We start from the raw sequence: 19,474 nt of genomic DNA, 5'->3' as shown, positions 1-19,474 counted from the left end.
CACCCGCCGTGACGCTTTGCCTCATGCTGTCGGCCTGATTTATAGGCCGACGGAGAACCCCATGAGCGCCCCCGCAACACCTGCTGCTTCTTTCAAGTTGCCCTTGGGCCTGGTCGTCGGCGTGCTGGTGATGGTCGGCGTGCTGCTGTTGCCCCTGCCGGCCGACTTGCCGGTGGCCGGGCACCGAATGCTGGCGATCCTCGCGTTTGCCGTGGTGGTGTGGATCACCGAGGCGGTCTCGTACGAGGCCAGCGCGATCATGATCACTTCCCTGATGGCGTTTTTGCTCGGCACTGCGCCGTCGCTGCAAGACCCCACGCACCTGATCGGTTCCAGCCCAGCCATCAGCATGGCGTTGACCGGGTTTTCCAACCCCGCCTTGGCCCTGGTAGCCGGCGCGCTGTTTATCGCGGCGGCCATGACCCATACCGGTCTTGATCGGCGCATCGCGCTGGTCACGCTGACCCGCGTGGGGACCAGCACCCGGGGCATTCTTGTCGGGGCCATTGCCGTGACCATCCTCCTCAGCCTGGTGGTGCCCAGCGCGACGGCTCGCAGCGCGTGTGTGGTGCCGATCATGATGGGGGTGATCGCCGCGTTTGGCGTGGACAAACGCTCCAATATCGCGGCCGGGATCATGATCGTCGTGGCCCAGGGCACCAGCATCTGGAACGTTGGCATCCAGACGGCGGCGGCGCAGAACCTGCTGACTGTCGGCTTCATGGACAAAATGCTGGGTCAGCGCGTGTCGTGGATCGACTGGTTGATCGCCGGTGCGCCGTGGGCGCTGATCATGTCGGCGGTGTTGTTGTTCCTGGTGCTGAAGCTGTTGCCGCCGGAGAGTGACAGCATTCCCGGCGGCAAGGAGGCCGTGGCGCAGTCGCTGGTGGACATCGGGCCGATGACCGGCCCGCAGAAGCGCTTGCTGACGGTGTCGGTGTTGCTGTTGTTGGCCTGGGCCACGGAAGGGCGGTTGCACAGCTTTGATACGACCTCGACGACGTATGCCGGGTTGGTGTTCTTGCTGATGCCGGGGATTGGGGTGATGACCTGGAAGGATGTGCAGTCGCGGATTCCGTGGGGCACGGTGATTGTGTTTGGTGTGGGTATCAGCCTGGGGACGGCGTTGCTCACGACGCAGGCGGGGCAGTGGTTGGGGTCGCAGGTGGTGGCGCACACCGGCCTGGATCAGGTGGGGCCGCTGGGGGTGTTTGCGATTCTGGGGGCGTTTTTGATTGTGATTCATTTGGGGTTTGCCAGTGCCACGGCGTTGACCTCGGCGCTGTTGCCGATTTTGATTGCGGTGTTGCAGACGTTGCCTGGGGAGTTCAGTCGCCTGGGGATGACCATGCTGCTGGGGTTTGTGATGAGTTACGGGTTTATCCTGCCGATCAACGCCCCGCAGAATATGGTGTGTTTGGGGACTGGGACGTTCACGGCGCGGCAGTTTGCCAAGGTTGGGATTTTGGTGACGTTGATTGGGTATGGGTTGATGTTGGTGTTTGCGGCTACGTATTGGAGTTGGTTGGGGTGGATTTGAGTGGGGGGCGGTGTACATATCCGTTAGTTGGGTAACGGCGGCTTATGGTTTCGCTCTTACAGCGAGTCACTTTGCAAAAGCGGCAAAGTAACCAAAACGCTCTGCCCCGCCTGTCGGCACCTCGCCTAGGCTCGGTGTTCCCTCACTCCGGCATTGCTCCGCGGGCCGCCGCGACGGGGCGTCCCTGCCCCGTCGCGGCTAAACCGGCGTCCTGCCGGTTTACCCGCTCCTCAATCCCTGCGTTCGGCCTCGGGCTTATTGGGGCAGTCAGATCAAGATCAAAAGCAAGAGCACAGCGGCCTACAGGCCGGCTTGAGTGGTAGAAGCCAAAGCGAAAACCAAATCTGAAACGGATGCAGCTCTGCTTTTCTGTGGGAGCTGGCTTGCCTGCGATGCAGACAACTCGGTCTTTCAGGTACACCGAGGCGATGCTATCGCAGGCAAGCCAGCTCCCACATTTGACTGTGCCCGCTGTAAGAGCGGAATCAATAGCCGCCCTGACCGCAGCAACGGATATACACACCCACCAAACCCCCTCCCAAGATGGCAAGATGAACCGGACTCAGGTTAACTACTCTCTGAGTAAGGGTTTTACCGGCCTTGCACGTCGGTCATCAAGGTCACTGAATGGACAAATACACCCCCCACACCTGGCAGCCCCACGAACGCCCGAGCCTGCCGGGCTCGCCGTCGACGCCGCTGCATTCCACCCGCAAACGCTGGGCATACGCCCTGGTCGGCGTGCTGGTGGCAATCACCGGCGGTCTCGGCAATTCGCTGGTGATCGCCAACCTGGTGTACCTGCAAGGCGCCTTGGGCGCCACCACCGCAGAAATGGCCTGGCTCCCCGCCGCCTATGTCATGACCAACGTCTCCATGAACCTGCTGCTGGTCAAATTCCGCCAGCAATTCGGCCTGCGCGCTTTCACCGAAGTGTTCCTGGTGCTCTACGCCCTGGTCACCTTCGGCCATCTGTTCGTCAATGACCTCAGCTCGGCCATCGCCGTACGGGCCGCCCACGGCATGGTGGGCGCCGCCCTCAGTTCCCTGGGCCTGTACTACATGATCCAGGCATTCCCCGCAAAATGGCGGATGAAAGCCCTGGTTCTCGGCCTGGGCACCGCACAGCTCGCGCTGCCCCTGGCCCGGTTATTCTCCGAAGACCTGCTGCAAATCGCCGAATGGCGCGGCCTGTACCTGTTCGAACTGGGCATGGCCCTGACCTGCCTGGGCTGCGTGTTTCTGCTCAAGCTGCCTCCGGGCGATCGCTTCAAGACCTTCGAAAAGCTCGACTTCCTCACCTTCGCGATCCTCGCCACCGGTGTCGCCTTGCTCTGCGCCGTGCTGTCCCTGGGCCGTATCGACTGGTGGCTGGAAGCGCCGTGGATCGGCATCGCCTCCGCCTGCTCGCTGGTGCTGATCATGGCCGGCCTGGCCATCGAGCATAACCGCGCCAACCCGTTGCTGATGACCCGCTGGCTGGGCAGTGGGGCGATGATTCGCCTCGCGCTGGCGGTGATCCTGATTCGCATGGTGCTCTCGGAACAGTCCACCGGCGCTGTGGGCTTCATGCAGATGCTGAACATGAGCAACGAGCAGATGCGCACGCTGTATTGGGTGATGCTGGCGGGGGCGATTGCCGGCCTGGCCGTCAGTGCGCTGACCATCAACCCGGCGCATTTGCTGATGCCGCTGATCATCTCCCTGGCCTTCATGGCCGTGGGCTCGGTGATGGACAGTTTCTCCAGCAACCTCACGCGCCCGCAAAACATGTACATCAGCCAGTTCCTGCTAGGCTTTGGCGGCACGTTCTTCCTCGGGCCGACCATGGTGTTGGGCACGAAGAACGTGCTGACCAACCCCAGGAACCTGGTGAGTTTTTCGGTGCTGTTCGGGATCTGCCAGAACCTCGGCGGCCTGATAGGCGCAGCATTGCTGGGCACGTTCCAGATCGTGCGGGAGAAATTCCATTCCAGCATGATCGTCGAACACCTGACCTTGCTCGACCCGCGTGTGGCCGCGCGGGTGGCCAGCGGCGGCTCGGCCTATGGCGGGGTGATTGCCGACCCCGAGTTGCGTAACCTGATGGGCATTCGCAGCCTGGCCACGGCGGCCACCCGCGAGGCGAATGTGATGGCCTACAACGATGTGTTCATGCTGATCGCGATCATCGCCATCCTCACCATGATCTGGATTTTTATCCGCAGCCTCTGGCTGATGAGTACCACTAAAGCTGCCGCCAGTGCAGCGCCTCCCGTTCAACCCAGCGGCGCACTTTCTTCATGACCGAACCGACCACGACCACCACCAACGCCATCGCTTCCACGCCGGAAGGCACCGCACCGCCGAGCATGCCGGCCACCGAACCGCGCTCTTTGCGGGTGCGCATCATCTCCTCGATGGGCTTTGCCGCGATTGCGATTGTCGGCGTGCTGATCGTGCTTTACGCCTGGCAATTGCCGCCCTTCAGCAGCGCCGTGGAAACCACCGAGAACGCCCTGGTGCGTGGCCAGGTGACGATTATCGGGCCGCAGCTCAGTGGCTATGTGTATGAAGTGCCGGTGACGGACTTTCAGTACGTCAAGGCCGGGGATTTGCTGGTGCGCCTCGATGACCGCATCTACAGGCAGCGCCTCGATCAGGCCCTGGCGCAATTGGCGGTGCAGCAGGCGTCCCTTGCCAATGTGGTGCAGCAACGCAACAGCGCCGAGGCTACCATCAAGCTGCGCCAGGCGGCCTTGATGGACAGCCAGGCCCAGGCCCGCAAGAGCACCGCAGATTTGCGCCGCAACGAAGAATTGATCAGCGACGGATCGGTGTCCAAGCGCGAGCTGGACGTGACTCGCGCCGCCAACGCGCAGACCATTGCGGCCGTGGCCCAGGCCCAGGCCAGCCTGGAAATCGCCCGGCAGGATTTGCAGACGGTGATCGTCAATCGCGGTTCGCTGGAGGCGGCGGTGGCCAGCGCGGATGCGGCGGTGGAACTGGCGCGCATCGACCTGTCGAACACCCGCATCATCGCCCCGCGTGACGGGCAACTGGGGCAGATTGGCGTGCGCCTCGGGGCCTACGTCAACAGCGGTGCGCAGTTGATGGCGCTGGTGCCGAACCAGCTGTGGGTGATCGCCAACATGAAAGAAACCCAGATGGACAACGTGCAGGTCGGCCAGCCGGTGACCTTCACGGTGGATGCCCTGAACCACCGCAAGTTTCACGGCACGGTGCAGCGCATTTCACCGGGCACCGGGTCTGAATTCAGCTTGTTGCAGGCGGATAACGCGACCGGCAACTTCGTGAAGATCGCCCAGCGCGTGCCGGTGCGGATCACCGTGGACCCGGGCCAGGAGCAGAGTGAGCGGCTGCGGCCGGGGTTGTCGGTGGTGGTGAGTATCGACACGGCGGGGCGCCTGAAAAACACCCCTCCCTGACACGCCGAAAGTCTCCATTGTGGAATGCATTCAATGTAGGAGCTGGCTTGTCGGGTCGCCGCATCGCTGCGATGGCATCACCTCGGTGTACCTGAAAGACCGGGTTGCCCGCATCGCAGGCAAGCCAGCTCCTACATGGGGTTTTGTGTGGTTAGAGGGGGCTGTATTGCAGGCTGAAACCCAGTTCTGCCGACTGGCCTTGTTCCAACAGCTTTAGCCCAGGCCTGCCCGGCAGGTGATGGGCGTTCACCGGATGACTCACCGGCTCGAAGCAGAAAAAATCCAGCCCCGGCGGGCAATACAGCAGGTAGTAGTCGCTGCCGGTGGCCTGGCATTCCAGGGTGTAACCCAGGTCTGGCTGCTGGATCAGGCAAAGCCCGTCCCATTGGCCAAAACCGTTGTCCACCAGCGCCTCGGGTAACGACTTCAGGCGTTGGAAATCCCACTCGATGGGCACGGTAGCGAGCTCCGTCGGCAGTTTCGTTGCATCACTCATCCACACCTGCGAAGCCTTGGCCTGCAACTGCGTTCCCGGCCTGCGGGGCAGATACGGATGCAATCCCAGCCCGTGCCACGCGGCTTTTTCCGCCAGGTGCGTGACGCGCAGGGTGATGCTCAACCTGCCGTCCCTCAACTGAAAGCGCTGCTCGGCGCGATACGCAAACGGTGTGGGGCTGTCCAGTTGCAGCACCGCCTCGTCTGTCGACTGACGGACCACTTGCCACGCCTGCTGCCAGGCACTGCCGTGAATCGGCAACGGGTCCAGCAGGCTGTTGGGCTCAAGGGCCAGCCATCCGGCAGGGTTATCAAAGCCACCCTCGGCCACCCGGTTTGACCAGGGCGCCAGCGGGAAGCACCCCAGCTTGCCCGGCAGGCCGCTGGCCAACGCCTGTTGGTCGGTGTGGCGCAGCAAGGGCTGGCCGCTGCTGCGCACGGTCCAGTTGACGATACTCCCACCGAACGCTGGCGAGAGCGTCAGGTGGGTCAGGTTGTCTTCGAGTTCAAGCATCATGAGTGTCAGCAGACCTATTGGATGATGAATGCGTCTGTGGCAGGTGAGCGTGCTGTGGTGAGGGAGCAAGCTCCCTCACTACACACAGTGTGGGGCTTATAGCACCAACCGCGGCAACCACAACGACAACGCCGGAATGTAGGTCACGGCCATCAGCACCAGGAACAGCACGCCATAAAACGGCAGCAATGCCTTCACGGTCTTCTCGATGCTGACCTTGCCCACCGCCGCCCCCACAAACAGTACCGCGCCCACCGGCGGGGTGATCAGGCCGATTCCCAGGTTTACCAGCATGATCATGCCGAAGTGCACCGGGTCGACGCCAATGCCCAGGACCACCGGCAGCAAAATCGGCGTGAGGATCAGAATCAGCGGCGCCATGTCCATCACCGTGCCCAGCAACAGCAGCATGGCGTTGATGCACATCAGGATCACGTAGCGATTGTCCGAGAGGGTCAGGAACATCGTGGTGATCTTCGCCGGGATCTGCATCAGGGTCATGATGTAGCCGAAGCTGGCGGCGAACGCGATCAGGATCATCACGATGGAAATGGTGCGCACCGTGCGGTGCATCAGCTTGGGCAACTCGCTCCACTTGTAGTCGCGGTAGATGAACATGGTCACGAAGAACGCCCACAGCACCGCAATCGCCGCCGACTCGGTGGCAGTGAAGATGCCCGACAGAATCCCGCCGAGGATGATCACCATGGCCATCAGGCCCCACAGGGCGTCGGCACAGATTTTCAGCGCCTGTTTCAGGGGGATCACTTCGCCTTTGGGGTAGTTGCGCTTTTTCGCGAAGATCAGGCACAGCACCATCAGGCAGGCGCTCATCAGCAGGCCCGGGACCACGCCGGCCATGAACAGCGAGGCGATGGACACCGTGCCGCCGGCCGCCAGGGAATAGAGCACCGAGTTGTGGCTGGGTGGCGTCAGCAACGCCTGCACCGAGCCGCTCACGGTGACGGCGGTGGCGAATTCGCGGGGATACCCCTGGCGTTCCATTTCCGGAATCAGCACCGAACCCACGGAGGCGGTATCGGCCACCGACGAGCCGGAGATCGCCCCGAAAAACGTCGAGGCCATGATGTTCACCAGGGACAAGCCGCCGCGCACAAACCCCACCAGCACCCCGGCAAACGCCACCAGCCGGCGGGACATGCCGCCCTCGGCCATGATCGCCCCGGCCAGCACGAAGAACGGGATCGCCATCAGCGAAAACTTGTTCACCCCGCCGGCCACCTGAATCATCAGGGCCTGGAACGGAATGTCGATCCACCACGCGCCGATCAGCGCAGAAAGCCCCAGGGCATAAGCCACCGGCATGCCGATCAGGATCAAGGCGATAAAGCTGCCCAACAGAATCAATGCGTCCATTCAGGCAGCCCCTTCACTTTCTTCAACCAGGTCGAAGCGCACGACCCGACGGTTGCTCTGGTCACCGAGCAGGAGTTTTTCCAGCACAAAAATCAGCGTGAGCAAGCCGCCAATCGGGATCGGCATATAGGTGATGCCCACCCGCAAAGTCGGCATGGCGCTCATGAACTGGTTCCAGGTGGACAGGCACAACTTGGTGCCCCAGATCGCCATGAACAGGCAGATGGTGCCCATCAACAGTTGCGAGACGATGCCAACGACTTTGCGTTGGCCCGGCGGCAGGCGGTCGGTGACCATGGCCACCGACATGTGCGCCCCGGCGCGGTAACTGGCCGCGGCACCGACAAAGGTGAACACCAGCATCAGCAGGATGGCGGTGGGCTCCGGCCAGCTTGAGCCGGTACCGAGCACGTAGCGGGCGAAGATGCCCCAGGGGATGATCAGGGCGACACCGAGAACGGCGAGGCCGGCGACCCAGATGCAGCTCATGTAAATGCGGTCGTTGATGCGCAGCAGTAAATTCTTCATGGCGTTCACCGTGACCGGGCGCGTCGGTGCTGACCGCGCCGGGCCTTGTCTATGAGGGGAGGGCGGGTTACTCGACGGCTTCGATGCGCTTGATCAGGTCGGCGTAAGGTGCGCCGTACTTGTCGCGGATCGAGGCGGTGGCCTCATAGAACGGTTTTTTGTCGATGTCGATGAACTCCACACCGGCGGCCTTGAGTTTGGCTTCACTGCTGGCGGACTTGGCGTCCCACAGTTCACGCTCCTGGATCTGCGCGGCCTTGGCGGTGTTTTTCACCAGCACCTGTTGCTCGGGGGTGAGCTTGTTCCAGGTGATTTTCGACATCACGATGGGCTCGGGCAGGATCAGGTGGCCGGTGAGGCTGTAGAACTTGGCGTTCTGGTAGTGGTTGTGTTCCAGCAGGGTGGGCGGGTTGTTTTCCGCGCCATCGATCACCCCGGTCTGCAGGGCACTGAAGATCTCGCCGGTGTCCATGGCAATGCCGTTGCCGCCCATGGCGTTGATGGTTTCGATGAAGATCGGGTTGCCCTGCACGCGGATCTTCATGCCCTTGAGGTCTTCGATCTTGCGCACTGGTTTCTTGGTGTAGATGTTGCGCGTGCCGCCGTCCATCCAGGCGAGAGCCACCAGGTTGAATTCCGAATCGGTGATCTTGGCGAGGATCTCATCACCAATCTCACCGTCGATGACCTTGCGCATGTGCACCTGGTCACGGAACACGAACGGCATGTTGAAAACGTTCACGTCCGGCACCACCGGCCCGACGATGCCGAGGCTGACCCGGGCCATCTGGATTGCGCCGACCTGGGCCTGCTCGACCACTTCCTTTTCCGAACCCAGCACGCCGCCGGGGAACATCTTGAAGGTCAGGCCGCCCTTGCTTTCAGCGACCAGGGTTTTACCCAGTTGCTCTTCGGCTACCACGGTGGGATAGCCGGCGGGGTGGATATCGGCGAATTTGATTTCCAGCGCGTGGGCGGCGCTGCCGAGGGTAAAAACGAACGGGAGTGCAGCGGCGAGCAAGGTGCGTTTGAAGTCCATGGGGTGTCTCTCCAGTCTTGTTATTGTTTTGTTCAAGGCACAGCGATGCAGCTAGAGGATGAAGCTGGGTTCCGGCATTCCTTGTACGCCAGGGTTGAGGGCGAAGACGCCGCCGGCGAGGGAGTGCGGGCTGTGATCGTCGCGGATCGAGGTTACGAACAGGGTGTCCATCCGGCTGCCGCCGAAGGCGCACATGGTGGGTTTTTTTACCGGTACGGCCAGGGAACGGTCGAGGCGACCGTCGGGGGTAAAACGGTGCACCAGCCCGGCGTCGTTGGCACAGATCCAGTAGCAACCTTCGGCGTCCACGGCAGCACCGTCGGGGCGGCCGAGGAACTGGTGCATGTCCACAAACAACCGGCGGTTGGACGGCGTGCCGCTGTCGATGTCGTAGTCGAAGGCCCAGATGTGCTGGATCAGCGGGTGTGAATCCGAGAGGTACATCGTGCGCCCGTCGGGGCTGAAGGCCAGGCCGTTGGGCGTGATGAAGCCGTTGAGTGCGGTGTGCACGGGCTGGCCGTGCTCAACGCGGTACAGGGCGCCTTCGGCGGCATTGGCGCCCATGTTGAGCACCATGCTGCCGGACCAGAACCGGCCCTGGCGATCACAGCGGCCGTCGTTCAGGCGCATGTCCGGGCGGGCGTGCTCGACGTTGGCCAGGAGCGCAGTGTCGAGCCTGCCGTCGTCGTGGGGCGTCAGCTGGAAAAAGCCGGTCTCCATGCCTGCGACCCAATTGCCTGCGTCGGTACGCGCGATACAGGCGAGCATCTGTTGGGTTTTCCAGGCCTGCACCTGGCCGCTGGCGGCGCTCCAGCGTTGCAGTTCGCCGTTGGGAATGTCCACCCAGTACAGAGCGTTTTCCCTGGGCACCCACACCGGGCATTCACCCACCGCGTTGCGGGCGTCGACAATCAGTTCTGCTTGCATGGCCACTCATTCCCTTGGGTTGGTCTGTGGTCAGTCGCCGAACGGGCCGGCCGCACAAAACGCGCCGCCCTGGTAGACCCGCGCCGGGTCGTCGGCCGCGGGCAGCGGTTGGGCTTCCACCTGTTTGCGGAACACTTCGGAGCTGTCCCGCGGGGTGAAGCCCAGGTGCGCGGCGAAGCGGTTGTCCCACCACACATCGAGGTTGTCCGACATGCCGTACACCACGGTATGGCCGACGTTCGGTGTGTACAGCGAGCGTTCGAGCAATTGGGTCAGGTCGTCGAAGCTCAGCCAAGTGTGCATCATCCGGCGGTTCTGGGGTTCCGGAAACGAGGAGCCGATACGGATGCTGACGGTTTCGATGCCATAGCGGTCGAAGTAGAAACTGGCCATGTCCTCGCCATAGGACTTGGACAGGCCGTAGTAGCTGTCCGGGCGGCGGGGGGAGTGGGCGTCGAGGGCTTCGTCCTGCTTGTAGAAGCCGATCACGTGGTTGGAGCTGGCGAAGATCACCCGCTTGACCCCGTGACGGCGGGCGGCTTCATAGATGTGGAAAATCCCGCAGATGTTCGCACCCAGCACTTCCTCGAAGGAGCGCTCCACCGACACGCCGCCGAAATGCAGGATCGCGTCGACGCCTTCCACCAATTGGTGCACCGCTTGTTTGTCGGACAGATCGCAAGGCAATACTTCTTCGCTGTCATCAGTGGCCGGGGCCATGTCGGCGATATCCGACAGGCGCAGCACCTTGGCGTAAGGGCGCAGCCGTTCGCGCAAGACTTTGCCCAGGCCACCGGCGGCGCCGGTGAGCAGCAGGCGGTTGAACGGGGTAGGAGCGGTTGTGGTGGTCATGGTGGTCCCGTTATTGTTGTAGGTTGTCGTATGACTAATCCGAAGTATCGTTAGGGTTTCCTACACTTGTCAACGCGCTATTGGTCGAAGTTGATAGAGGGTCATCGCTTCCTGTGGCGAGGGAGCTTGCTCCCGCTGGGGTGCGCAGCAGCCCCAAAATCCTGGGAGCGCTTCGCACTCCAGCGGGAGCAAGCTCCCTCGCCACAGCAAGCTCCCTCACTACAGCCAGCTCCCTCACCACAAAAGCCTTTCCTGTTGTTTGTAAGCCGCTATAACAACGACAACGGGTAACTGATGAATATCCGGTTTTCATCAAACTCGTTGGTACTGAAATCCCGACGCATCGTCGCGTTGCGCCACCGCACATTCAGGTCCTTCAGCGCACCGCTCTGCACGGTGTAGGCCAGTTCCGACTCGCGGCCCCATTCCTTGCCATTGGTGATCGCCCCGGTGTGCACGTTATCGCCGCTGATGTAGCGGTTCATCATGGTCAGCCCGGGAATGCCCAGCACCACGAAGTTGAAGTCGTGCCGCACCTGCCAGGATTTTTCCTTGGCGTTGTCGTAGCTGGCGTTATAGCTGTCGTTGGCCAGGGTGCCGCCGCTGGTGCCGTTGACCCGCATCCAGGCGCTGTCGCCGGTGAGTTTCTGCAGGCCGATATAGAAGCTGTTGCCTTTGTATTTGGCCGAGAGCAGGGCGAACGCGGTTTTGTTGTCGAGGTCGCCGGCCAGGGCCTTGCCGTCTTCCTTGCCGGTGAAGTAACCGAGGTTGGCGCCCAGGGTCCAGTCGCCCACGGGCTGGCTGTGGGTCAGGTTGAAATACTGTTGCTGGTAGATGTCGCTGAGTTCGGCGTACCACACGCCTACTTGGGTGCGTTTGTCGTTGAAGGTGTATTCGCCGCCGCCGAAGTTGAAGCGGTCGGAGGTGAACGCGGCTTTGCCGTTGAGGAACATGTCATCCATGCTCGCGTCGTTGCGCGGGCTGTTGCCGCGGAACTGGCCGCCGTACAGGGTCAGGCCGGCAATCTCGCTGGAAGTGACCTGGCCGCCACGGAAGGTTTGCGGCAGCGAACGGCCGTCATCCGAACGCAGGATCGGCAGCACCGGCATCCATTCGCCGACTTTCAATTCGGTCTTCGACAACCGGGTTTTCAGCGCCACGCCCAGGCGGCCGAAATTGTCGACGGGCCGGCCATCGCTGCCGGTCGGCAACAATTGGGTACCGGCGGTGCCTTTGCCACCATCGAGTTTTTGCGAGTACAGGCCCAGCACGTCCAGGCCGAAACCGACGGTGCCCTGGGTGAAGCCGGACTTGGCGTCGAGGATAAAACTTTGCGTCCACTCTTCGGCCTTGGCCTGCGGGTGAGCGGCGTTGGTGAAGTTGCGGTTGAAGTAAGCGTTGCGCAGGTTGAGCGTGGCTTTGGCGTCGTCGATGAAGCCTTCTGCCGAGGCGGTAACGGGGAGGGTGAAGGCCAGGCTGCTCAAACCGATGGCGGCGAAGCGGGTGGTGCAGGAGAAATGGCGGACGTGTTGGCTCACAGTGACGCTCCCTTGTCTTTTGTTGTTTTTATTTTTTGTTATACGTTGTCGTACAACATTGGGGGCGATATTTGCGGGGTTTCAGGGGGTTGTCAATCGAAAGTTATACGATGACTTTGGTCGCGCCACCGATCAAATGTAGGAGCCGGCTTGCCTGCGATGGCATCACCTCGGTGTACCTGAAAGACCGAGTTGCCTGTATCGCAGGCAAGCCAGCTCCCACATTGAGCGTGCCCGGGCTATTTTTTTCAGCCGTTCAGAACCATGGGCGGCAAGGTGCCAAGCAACGAAACGGCGGCTACTGCTGAAACACCTAGTAACAGTTCCAGCCTCACGCTGGCCTTCAACGCTGGCAGTCGCTGCTCACAGTTATGGATCCGCAGGCGGTTCAACAGCGCCAGCGCGAGCATGCCGAATACCAGTAGCACCTTGATCAGCAGGATCAGGGCGAACCCGCTGAACAATGGCGTTGGCCAGAACTGCCCGGTGAGGACGCGCACGTTGATCAGGCCGGTCACCAGCAATCCCGTGACCAGGCCATAACCGACGCCGCTGAAGCGCTGCAGGATCGGCTCCAATGGATAGCGGGGCGATTGCCTGAGGATCAACACCAGCATGAGCAAGCCACCCAGCCAGGCACCGACGCACACCAGGTGCACCACTTGGTTGAGGATCAGCAATTGCCCGGCCAGGCCATTGAGCATGGCGCCATGGCCCACCGGTGCGAGCGTCGCCAGCAACAATGCGCAGAGCGGCAGGCGCACCGCCTTCCACGGCGTCATCAGGCCGAGCACCAGCAGCACGTTCAGCACCAGGTGCCAGGTCCAGACCTGGCCGAAAAAGGTTTTACCCAGCACCAACTGCACCGTCGACCATTCCAGCCCGCCCAGCCCGACACCGGCCATGCTCGCGCTGATCAACAGCAGCCACGCCACCCCCGACACCAGTGCCAGCCACGCCAACCCTTGGGTGATGCGCGACAGTTGGCGGTCCAGCACCGGTTGCGGTCCCGCGCCCAGCAACCAGGGCCTGAACACACAGGCCCCGAACATCAACAGCACCACGATGAAATGCAGGAAGCGGCACAGCACCAGCAGGGTGGCCATGGATTATTGGCCGACCTTGAAGCTGTATTCACCGTTGCTCTTGTGGGTATCCACCGAGACGGCGTTCCACACCACTTTGTAGGTGCCGGCGGCCAACGGTGCGGCCGGTGTCACCACCAGCACTTTCTTGTCGGCGTCCGGGGTTTCCAGGCCTTTGATCGCCACTTCAGTGCCGTCCTTGCTCAGGGACACCCTGGTGAAGGTCGCTTCAACGCCTTCGGAGAAAGTCAGGCGCAGGTCCTTGGGGGCGGTGACGCTGGTGTCGGCGGCAGGCTCCGCGCTTTTCAGGTGGGCGTGGGCAAACGCGGCCGAGGCGCCCAGCAGGGAGGCGAGCAGGGCGACGGTGGTGAGGGTCTTCTTGATCAACATTGTTCAATACCTTCAGGTGAGAGTCAGTCGTTCGGTAGAGCCATGTGCAACAAGGGGAAGGGCTTGCCTTCGCCGTCGACGGGCGAGCGGCCGGTCCGGGTAAAACCATAGTGCAGGTAGAAACCCACGGCTTGTGGATTCTGTTCGTTCACATCCACCCGCAAGGTGTCGTGGCGGGCACGCACAAAGTCCAGCAACTGGCGGCCGATGCCCTGGCCGCGCCGGCTCGGGTCGATAAACAGCATCTCTACGTTATTGCCGCCGGTGCCGACAAAGCCGGCAATGCCCTGGGCGTCTTCGTACACCCACACTTCAAGTGCGGGCATCGGCAGGTAGCAGTCGCGCACCAGGGGCAGCAGGCGCTGGATGTCGTCTTCGCTGAGAAAGTCGTGGGTGGCGCGCACCGAGCGTTCCCACAGTGCGCCAAGCACCGGGTCGTCGCACGCGTCTCGCTGTCGGATAGTCATGGAGAGGATCCTTCGAGGGGATGGCGATGCTAACCAATCCGGTTTCCACGGGGAAGGTTCTTGTACGAAGTTTCACAGTGGCGTGTCGCGCGGACTGGAGCGGATGGTAGTCTTGAGGCCATGTTGTTGTCAGGGAGCCCGTATGGGCAATCACAAGATCGGTATTCGTCGGGTCAACGTCGAAAAGATTCTGCTGGCGGCTGAAAAGGTCTTCGCCGAGAAGGGTTATGGCAGCACCGCCATGGCCGACATCGCTGAAGAAGTGCAGCTGCCGCGCTCCAACCTGCATTACTACTTCAGCACCAAGAGCGAGCTGTACAGCGCGGTGTTGTTCGACCTGCTGGAGGTGTGGAAGCAGGACGCCTTGTGCTTCGAGATGTTCGATGACCCACGGGTAGTGCTCAGCAGCTACATCCGCGCCAAGATGCAGCACTCCCGCAGCCGGCCTTACGGTTCGAAAGTCTGGGCGAATGAAATCATCCACGGCGCGCCGACCCTGGGTGAGGCGCTGGACGTGAGCCTGTACGACTGGGCCAAGATGAAGGAAGCGAAGATTCGCCAGTGGGTGGAAGACAAACGCATCCTGCCGGTGGAACCGTCGAGCCTGCTGTATATGATCTGGGCCTCGACCCAGCACTACGCTGACTTTGATCATCAGGTGAAAATCCTGAATGACCATCAGCCGTTGTCGGACATGCAGTTTGAGCGGGCGGTGCAGACGGTGACGAGTGTGATCCTGCGGGGGATCGGGTTGGAGCCTTGAGCCTTAGCGTGACCTTGAGGGCCTCATCGCAGGCAAGCCAGCTCCCACAGGGGAATGCATTCCTACTGTGGGAGCTGGCTTGCCTGAGATAGCGATCTAAAGGCCTACACCGCTTCCCGGTAGGGATTGCGCGGATCCTGCGTCCAGTTCAAAAACGGCTTCCCGGTGTCCACCGGCACCATTTCGATACAGTTCGCCACCGGGCAGGTGATCTGGCACAGGTTGCACCCCACGCACTCATCATCGATCACCTCGTACTTATGCGTCCCATCCGCCTGCTTCAAGCTGGCGATCGCCTGGTGCGATGTGTCTTCACAGGCAATATGGCAGCGCCCGCAGCCAATACAGGCTTCCTGATCGATCTTGGCGATCACCTGATAGTTGATATCCAGGTACTTCCAATCCGTCGTATTGCCCACCGCCCGCCCGGAAAACTCCTGCAGGCTGCTGTAGCCCTGGCTGTCCATCCACCGCGACAGCCCGTCCTTCATCTCTTCGACGATCCGAAACCCGTGCAGCATCGCCGCCGTGCACACCTGCACCGCGCCGCAGCCCAGCGCTACGAACTCCGCCGCATCGCGCCAGTTGCCGATCCCGCCAATCCCGCAGATCGGCAAGCCTTGTGTCTGCGGGTCCCGGGCAATCTCCGCCACCATGTTCAAGGCAATCGGTTTCACCGCTGAGCCGCAATAGCCACCGTGAGTGCTTTGGGTGCCGACCATTGGCAGGGCAACCATGCGCTCCAGGTCGACACTGGTGATGGAGTTGATGGTGTTGATCAGCGACACCGCATCCGCACCACCGCGATACGCCGCCCGGGCCGCCACGCGAATGTCGGTGATGTTTGGCGTGAGCTTGACGATCACCGGCAGCGAGCAATAGGTCTTGCACCAGCGGGTCACCTGTTCCACGTACTCCGGCACCTGGCCCACCGCCGCGCCCATGCCGCGTTCCGGCATGCCGTGGGGGCAGCCGAAGTTCAGCTCGATGCCGTCGCAACCGGTGGCCTCCACCAGCGGCAGGATGTGTTTCCACGACTCTTCAACGCACGGCACCATCAGCGACACGATCAGCGCGCGGTCGGGCCAGTCCTTTTTCACCTGGGTGATTTCCCGCAGGTTGATCTCCAGGGAACGGTCGGTGATCAGCTCGATGTTGTTGATGCCGAGCACTTCACGGTTGGCGCCAAAGTGCGCCGAGTAACGCGACGAGACGTTGACCGCGGCCGGGTCTTCGCCGAGGGTTTTCCAGACCACGCCGCCCCAGCCGGCTTCAAAGGCGCGGACCACGTTGTAGGCCTTGTCGGTGGGCGGCGCGGAGGCCAGCCAGAATGGATTGGGGGCTTTGATGCCGGCGAACACAATCGAGAGATCGGTCATTACGCAGCCTCCACATTCAGCATGAGTTGGGCGTGCATGGCTTCAGCGGCCAGCTTGCCGTGTTGCACGGCCTGCACGGTGAGGTCCTGGCCGAGGCTGACGCAATCGCCACCGGCATACACACCGGGGATGCTGGTGCGCAGCTGTTCGTTGACGAAGATACGATCGCCCTGGCGTTGCAGTTGGTGCGCCAGCGGGTCGTGCAGCGCCGCGTCATCGAAGCCCTGGCCGATGGCCTTGAAGATCGCGTCGGCGGCCAGTTCGAAGGTCTCGCCGGTGGCTTGCAGGCGGCCATCCACCATGCGGGTGCGGGCGAAACGCATGCCGCGCACATGGCCCTGATCGTCGAGCAGCACCTCTTCGGGCTGGGCCCAGGTCAGCAGGCGAACCTGGTTGGCTTTGGCGATGTCCTGTTCGTGGCCAGTGGCGCCCATTTCGGTCAGGCCACGGCGGTACACCAGATTCACGTCACGGGCACCGAGGCGGGCCATTTGCACGGCCATGTCGATAGCGGTGTTGCCGGCGCCGAGGACGATGCAGCGGTCGGCCAGGGGCAGTTGGCTGAGGTCATCGGCCTGGCGCAGTTCGCGGATGTAGTCGGTGGCGGCGAGCAGGCCCGGCGCATCTTCGTGAGGCAGGCCGAGCTGTTTGCTGGCGGCCAGGCCGAGGCCAAGGAACACCGCATCGAATTGCTGGTGCAACTCGCCCAAGGTCAGGTTGTCGCCCAGACGCTGGCCGTGGCGGATTTCAATGCCGCCGATTTGCAGAAGGAAATCCAGTTCCTTTTGCGCGAAGTCATCCACCAGTTTGTACTTGGCGATCCCGTATTCATTCAGGCCACCGGCTTTTTCCCGGGCTTCGAAAATCACCACGTCGTGACCGTGCAGGGCGCTGCGATGGGCGCAGGACAACCCCGCAGGGCCGGCGCCGACCACGGCGATGCGCTTGCCGGTGGGCGCGGCGCGCTGGAACGGGTGCTCGCTGAAGTGCGCGTTGTCCACGGCGTAACGCTGCAGCAGGCCGATCAGCACCGGGGCGCATTCTTCGGCGTTGTTGCGCACACAGGCTTGCTGGCAAAGGATTTCCGTCGGGCAGACCCGGGCGCAACTGCCGCCGAGGATATTCGCCGAGAGAATCTTCTGCGCAGCGCCCTGGACGTTTTCGGTGTGGATATTGCGGATGAACGAAGGGATATCGATCTCGCTGGGGCATGCGTTGACGCACGGGGCGTCGTAGCAGTACAGGCAGCGCGAGGCTTCCAGTTGGGCTTGCCGGGCATTGAGCGGCGGCGCCAGGTCGGTGAAATGCGCGGCGAGTGCGGCCGCATCTTCAGGGGGGTGTGGAAGATGGTTCAGGGTCTGGATCACGGTATTGGCCTCACGGTTTTTGAGGTGCTGCCTCTGGTGGGCAGTGGTTTTTTTTATTGCCTGTACCGGCCTCATCGCAGGCAGGCCAGCTCTCACATTTGGAAGTATTCACCGCTCAAAAATGTGGGAGCCGGGCTTGCCCGCGATAGGCCGAAGGCCGCTTTCAGCGTTTCACAGCAACCGGCCTGGAACGCTCCGCCCGCTTGCTCAACTGCTCAAACACCGCCGGATACGCCGGCCGTTCGATGTACCGCCCCGCACCACGTTCGGCGCGCAAATCCCCATCGGCCCAGACCAGCTTGCCCTGGCTGATGGTGTGGCTTGGCACGCCGCGCACGGTCTTGCCTTCGAAGATGTTGAAGTCGACTTTCTGATGGTGAGTCTTCGCGGAAATGGTCCGGGTGCCTGCCGGATCCCACAGCACCAGGTCGGCATCGGCACCCACGCGAATCGCGCCTTTGCGCGGGTACAGGTTGAAGATCTTTGCGGTGTTGGTCGACGTCAGCGCCACAAACTCCTGCATCGACAAACGCCCGGTGTTCACGCCTTCGTCCCACAGCAGCGCCATGCGGTCTTCGATACCGGCGGTGCCATTGGGGATCTTGCTGAAGTCATCACGCCCGGCGGCTTTTTGCTCGGCGCAGAAGCAGCAATGGTCAGTGGCGGTGGTGTGCAGGTTGCCCGATTGCAGGCCGTGCCACAGCGCCTCCTGATGCCCGCGCGGGCGGAAGGGCGGGCTCATCACGTAGCCGGCAGCGGTCTGCCAGTCGGGGTGTTGATACACGCTGTCGTCCAGCAACAAATGCCCGGCCAAGACTTCGCCGTACACCGGCTGGCCCTTGCTGCGGGCATAGGTGATTTCGTCCAGCGCTTCCTGGGTAGACACGTGCACCAGGTACAGCGGCGTGCCGATGGTTTCGGCAATCCGTATCGCCCGGCTGGCGGCTTCGCCTTCCACTTGCGAAGGCCGCGACAACGGATGCGCTTCAGGCCCGGTAATGCCCTGGGCCATCAGCTTGCGTTGGAGGTGGTACACCAGCTCGCCGTTTTCGGCATGCACCGTCGGCACCGCGCCCAGCTCCAGGCAACGCTCGAAGCTCGCCACCAACGTATCGTCGGCGGCCATGATCGCGTTCTTGTAGGCCATGAAGTGCTTGAAGCTGTTGATGCCGTGGTGGCTGACCAGCTCGGCCATTTCCTCGCGGACCTGCTCGCTCCACCAGGTAATGGCCACGTGAAAACCGTAGTCCGACGCCGACTTCTCGGCCCAGCCGCGCCACTGATGGAAAGCTTCCAGCAGGGATTGCTGCGGGTTGGGAATCACAAAGTCGATGATCGACGTGGTGCCGCCCGCCAACCCGGCGGCCGTGCCACTGAAAAAGTCTTCACTGGCCACGGTGCCCATGAAGGGCAATTGCATATGGGTATGGGGATCGATGCCGCCGGGCATCAGGTATTGACCGCTGCCGTCGAGTATCTCGGTGCCGGCGGGAATATCCAGATCAGTGCCAATGGCGCGGATTAGACCGTCTGCGCATAAAACATCGGCTCGGTAACTTTCATCATGGGTAATAACGGTAGCGCCACGGATCAACAGCGACATGTCGAGTTCCTCACAGGCTTGACCGGCTTGTGCCAGTTCTAAGTGTTGTAATGCATCGCGCCGCTGGAGAGTTAATTCCTGTCAGCGGTGACAGGAATAGAAACTAGCCTGAGTTTTTCGAATGAGCAAGAATATTTTTCATAAGCTTATATCAGTATTAACTTATTGAATTAAAACGA

General features: G+C 61.9%; 17 protein-coding genes. 4 read left to right on the top strand and 13 right to left on the bottom strand.

Going from position 1 to position 19,474, the window contains the following annotated elements; genetic code table 11:
- The first annotated feature begins 61 nt into the window (after positions 1–61).
- From HKK54_RS33045 to HKK54_RS33035, 3 genes are all read left to right on the top strand, one after another.
- Positions 62–1,540, top strand: a complete 1,479-nt coding sequence (locus HKK54_RS33045; protein WP_010166777.1) for a DASS family sodium-coupled anion symporter — start codon at positions 62–64, stop codon at positions 1,538–1,540.
- Between the two features lie 627 nt (positions 1,541–2,167).
- Positions 2,168–3,826, top strand: a complete 1,659-nt coding sequence (locus tag HKK54_RS33040; RefSeq protein WP_010166787.1) for an MFS transporter — start codon at positions 2,168–2,170, stop codon at positions 3,824–3,826.
- Entirely contained in the window at positions 3,823–4,968 is a 1,146-nt protein-coding gene (locus tag HKK54_RS33035; RefSeq protein WP_010166789.1) for an HlyD family secretion protein, read from the top strand. Before HKK54_RS33040 ends, HKK54_RS33035 begins: the two co-directional genes overlap by 4 nt.
- A gap of 151 nt (positions 4,969–5,119) precedes the next feature.
- Here the strand turns inward: HKK54_RS33035 and HKK54_RS33030 are convergent, their stop codons facing one another.
- From HKK54_RS33030 to HKK54_RS32985, 10 genes are all read right to left on the bottom strand, one after another.
- The gene (locus HKK54_RS33030; protein WP_169389178.1) at positions 5,120–5,980 is read right to left on the bottom strand and encodes an aldose 1-epimerase; all 861 of its coding nucleotides are present in this window, start codon (positions 5,978–5,980) and stop codon (positions 5,120–5,122) included.
- Positions 5,981–6,076: 96 nt separating this feature from the next.
- Positions 6,077–7,357 carry a TRAP transporter large permease gene (locus HKK54_RS33025; protein ID WP_169389177.1) on the bottom strand — a complete coding sequence of 427 codons (1,281 nt, stop codon included), beginning with the start codon at positions 7,355–7,357 and terminating at the stop codon, positions 6,077–6,079.
- The gene (locus tag HKK54_RS33020; protein WP_010166794.1) at positions 7,358–7,885 is read right to left on the bottom strand and encodes a TRAP transporter small permease; all 528 of its coding nucleotides are present in this window, start codon (positions 7,883–7,885) and stop codon (positions 7,358–7,360) included.
- A gap of 67 nt (positions 7,886–7,952) precedes the next feature.
- A complete protein-coding gene (locus tag HKK54_RS33015) occupies positions 7,953–8,924 on the bottom strand; it encodes a TRAP transporter substrate-binding protein (protein ID WP_010166796.1) in 972 nt (323 codons plus the stop codon).
- A 51-nt stretch (positions 8,925–8,975) separates the two neighbouring features.
- On the bottom strand, positions 8,976–9,851 hold the full coding sequence (locus HKK54_RS33010; protein WP_169389176.1) for an SMP-30/gluconolactonase/LRE family protein: 876 nt from the start codon (positions 9,849–9,851) through the stop codon (positions 8,976–8,978).
- Positions 9,852–9,881: 30 nt separating this feature from the next.
- Positions 9,882–10,703, bottom strand: coding sequence for an NAD-dependent epimerase/dehydratase family protein (locus HKK54_RS33005; RefSeq protein ID WP_010166800.1), 822 nt, complete (start codon positions 10,701–10,703; stop codon positions 9,882–9,884).
- 269 nt (positions 10,704–10,972) lie between these two features.
- Entirely contained in the window at positions 10,973–12,241 is a 1,269-nt protein-coding gene (locus HKK54_RS33000; protein WP_169389175.1) for an OprD family porin, read from the bottom strand.
- 248 nt (positions 12,242–12,489) lie between these two features.
- Positions 12,490–13,347, bottom strand: a complete 858-nt coding sequence (copD, locus tag HKK54_RS32995) for a copper homeostasis membrane protein CopD (RefSeq protein ID WP_169389174.1) — start codon at positions 13,345–13,347, stop codon at positions 12,490–12,492.
- 3 nt (positions 13,348–13,350) lie between these two features.
- Complete coding sequence (gene copC, locus HKK54_RS32990; RefSeq protein ID WP_010166804.1) at positions 13,351–13,716, bottom strand: copper homeostasis periplasmic binding protein CopC; 366 nt, start codon at positions 13,714–13,716, stop codon at positions 13,351–13,353.
- A 23-nt stretch (positions 13,717–13,739) separates the two neighbouring features.
- Positions 13,740–14,183, bottom strand: a complete 444-nt coding sequence (locus tag HKK54_RS32985) for a GNAT family N-acetyltransferase (protein WP_169389173.1) — start codon at positions 14,181–14,183, stop codon at positions 13,740–13,742.
- Positions 14,184–14,325: 142 nt separating this feature from the next.
- Here HKK54_RS32985 and HKK54_RS32980 point away from each other — a divergent pair, with 142 nt between their 5' ends.
- The gene (locus HKK54_RS32980) at positions 14,326–14,946 is read left to right on the top strand and encodes a TetR/AcrR family transcriptional regulator (protein ID WP_003207828.1); all 621 of its coding nucleotides are present in this window, start codon (positions 14,326–14,328) and stop codon (positions 14,944–14,946) included.
- A 104-nt stretch (positions 14,947–15,050) separates the two neighbouring features.
- Here HKK54_RS32980 and preA read toward each other — a convergent pair whose 3' ends face one another.
- The 3 genes from preA to hydA form a co-directional block, all read right to left on the bottom strand.
- A complete protein-coding gene (preA, locus tag HKK54_RS32975) occupies positions 15,051–16,325 on the bottom strand; it encodes an NAD-dependent dihydropyrimidine dehydrogenase subunit PreA (protein ID WP_169389172.1) in 1,275 nt (424 codons plus the stop codon).
- Positions 16,325–17,692 carry an NAD(P)-dependent oxidoreductase gene (locus HKK54_RS32970; protein WP_169389171.1) on the bottom strand — a complete coding sequence of 456 codons (1,368 nt, stop codon included), beginning with the start codon at positions 17,690–17,692 and terminating at the stop codon, positions 16,325–16,327. Before HKK54_RS32970 ends, preA begins: the two co-directional genes overlap by 1 nt.
- A 163-nt stretch (positions 17,693–17,855) precedes the next feature.
- Entirely contained in the window at positions 17,856–19,295 is a 1,440-nt protein-coding gene (gene hydA, locus HKK54_RS32965; RefSeq protein ID WP_010166811.1) for a dihydropyrimidinase, read from the bottom strand.
- Between the last annotated feature and the right edge of the window lie 179 nt (positions 19,296–19,474).

Source organism: Pseudomonas sp. ADAK13, from assembly GCF_012935715.1.
Lineage (GTDB): Bacteria > Pseudomonadota > Gammaproteobacteria > Pseudomonadales > Pseudomonadaceae > Aquipseudomonas.
The sequence above is the reverse complement of the archived record's forward strand: the minus strand, read 5'-3'. Positions and strand labels throughout refer to the sequence as shown.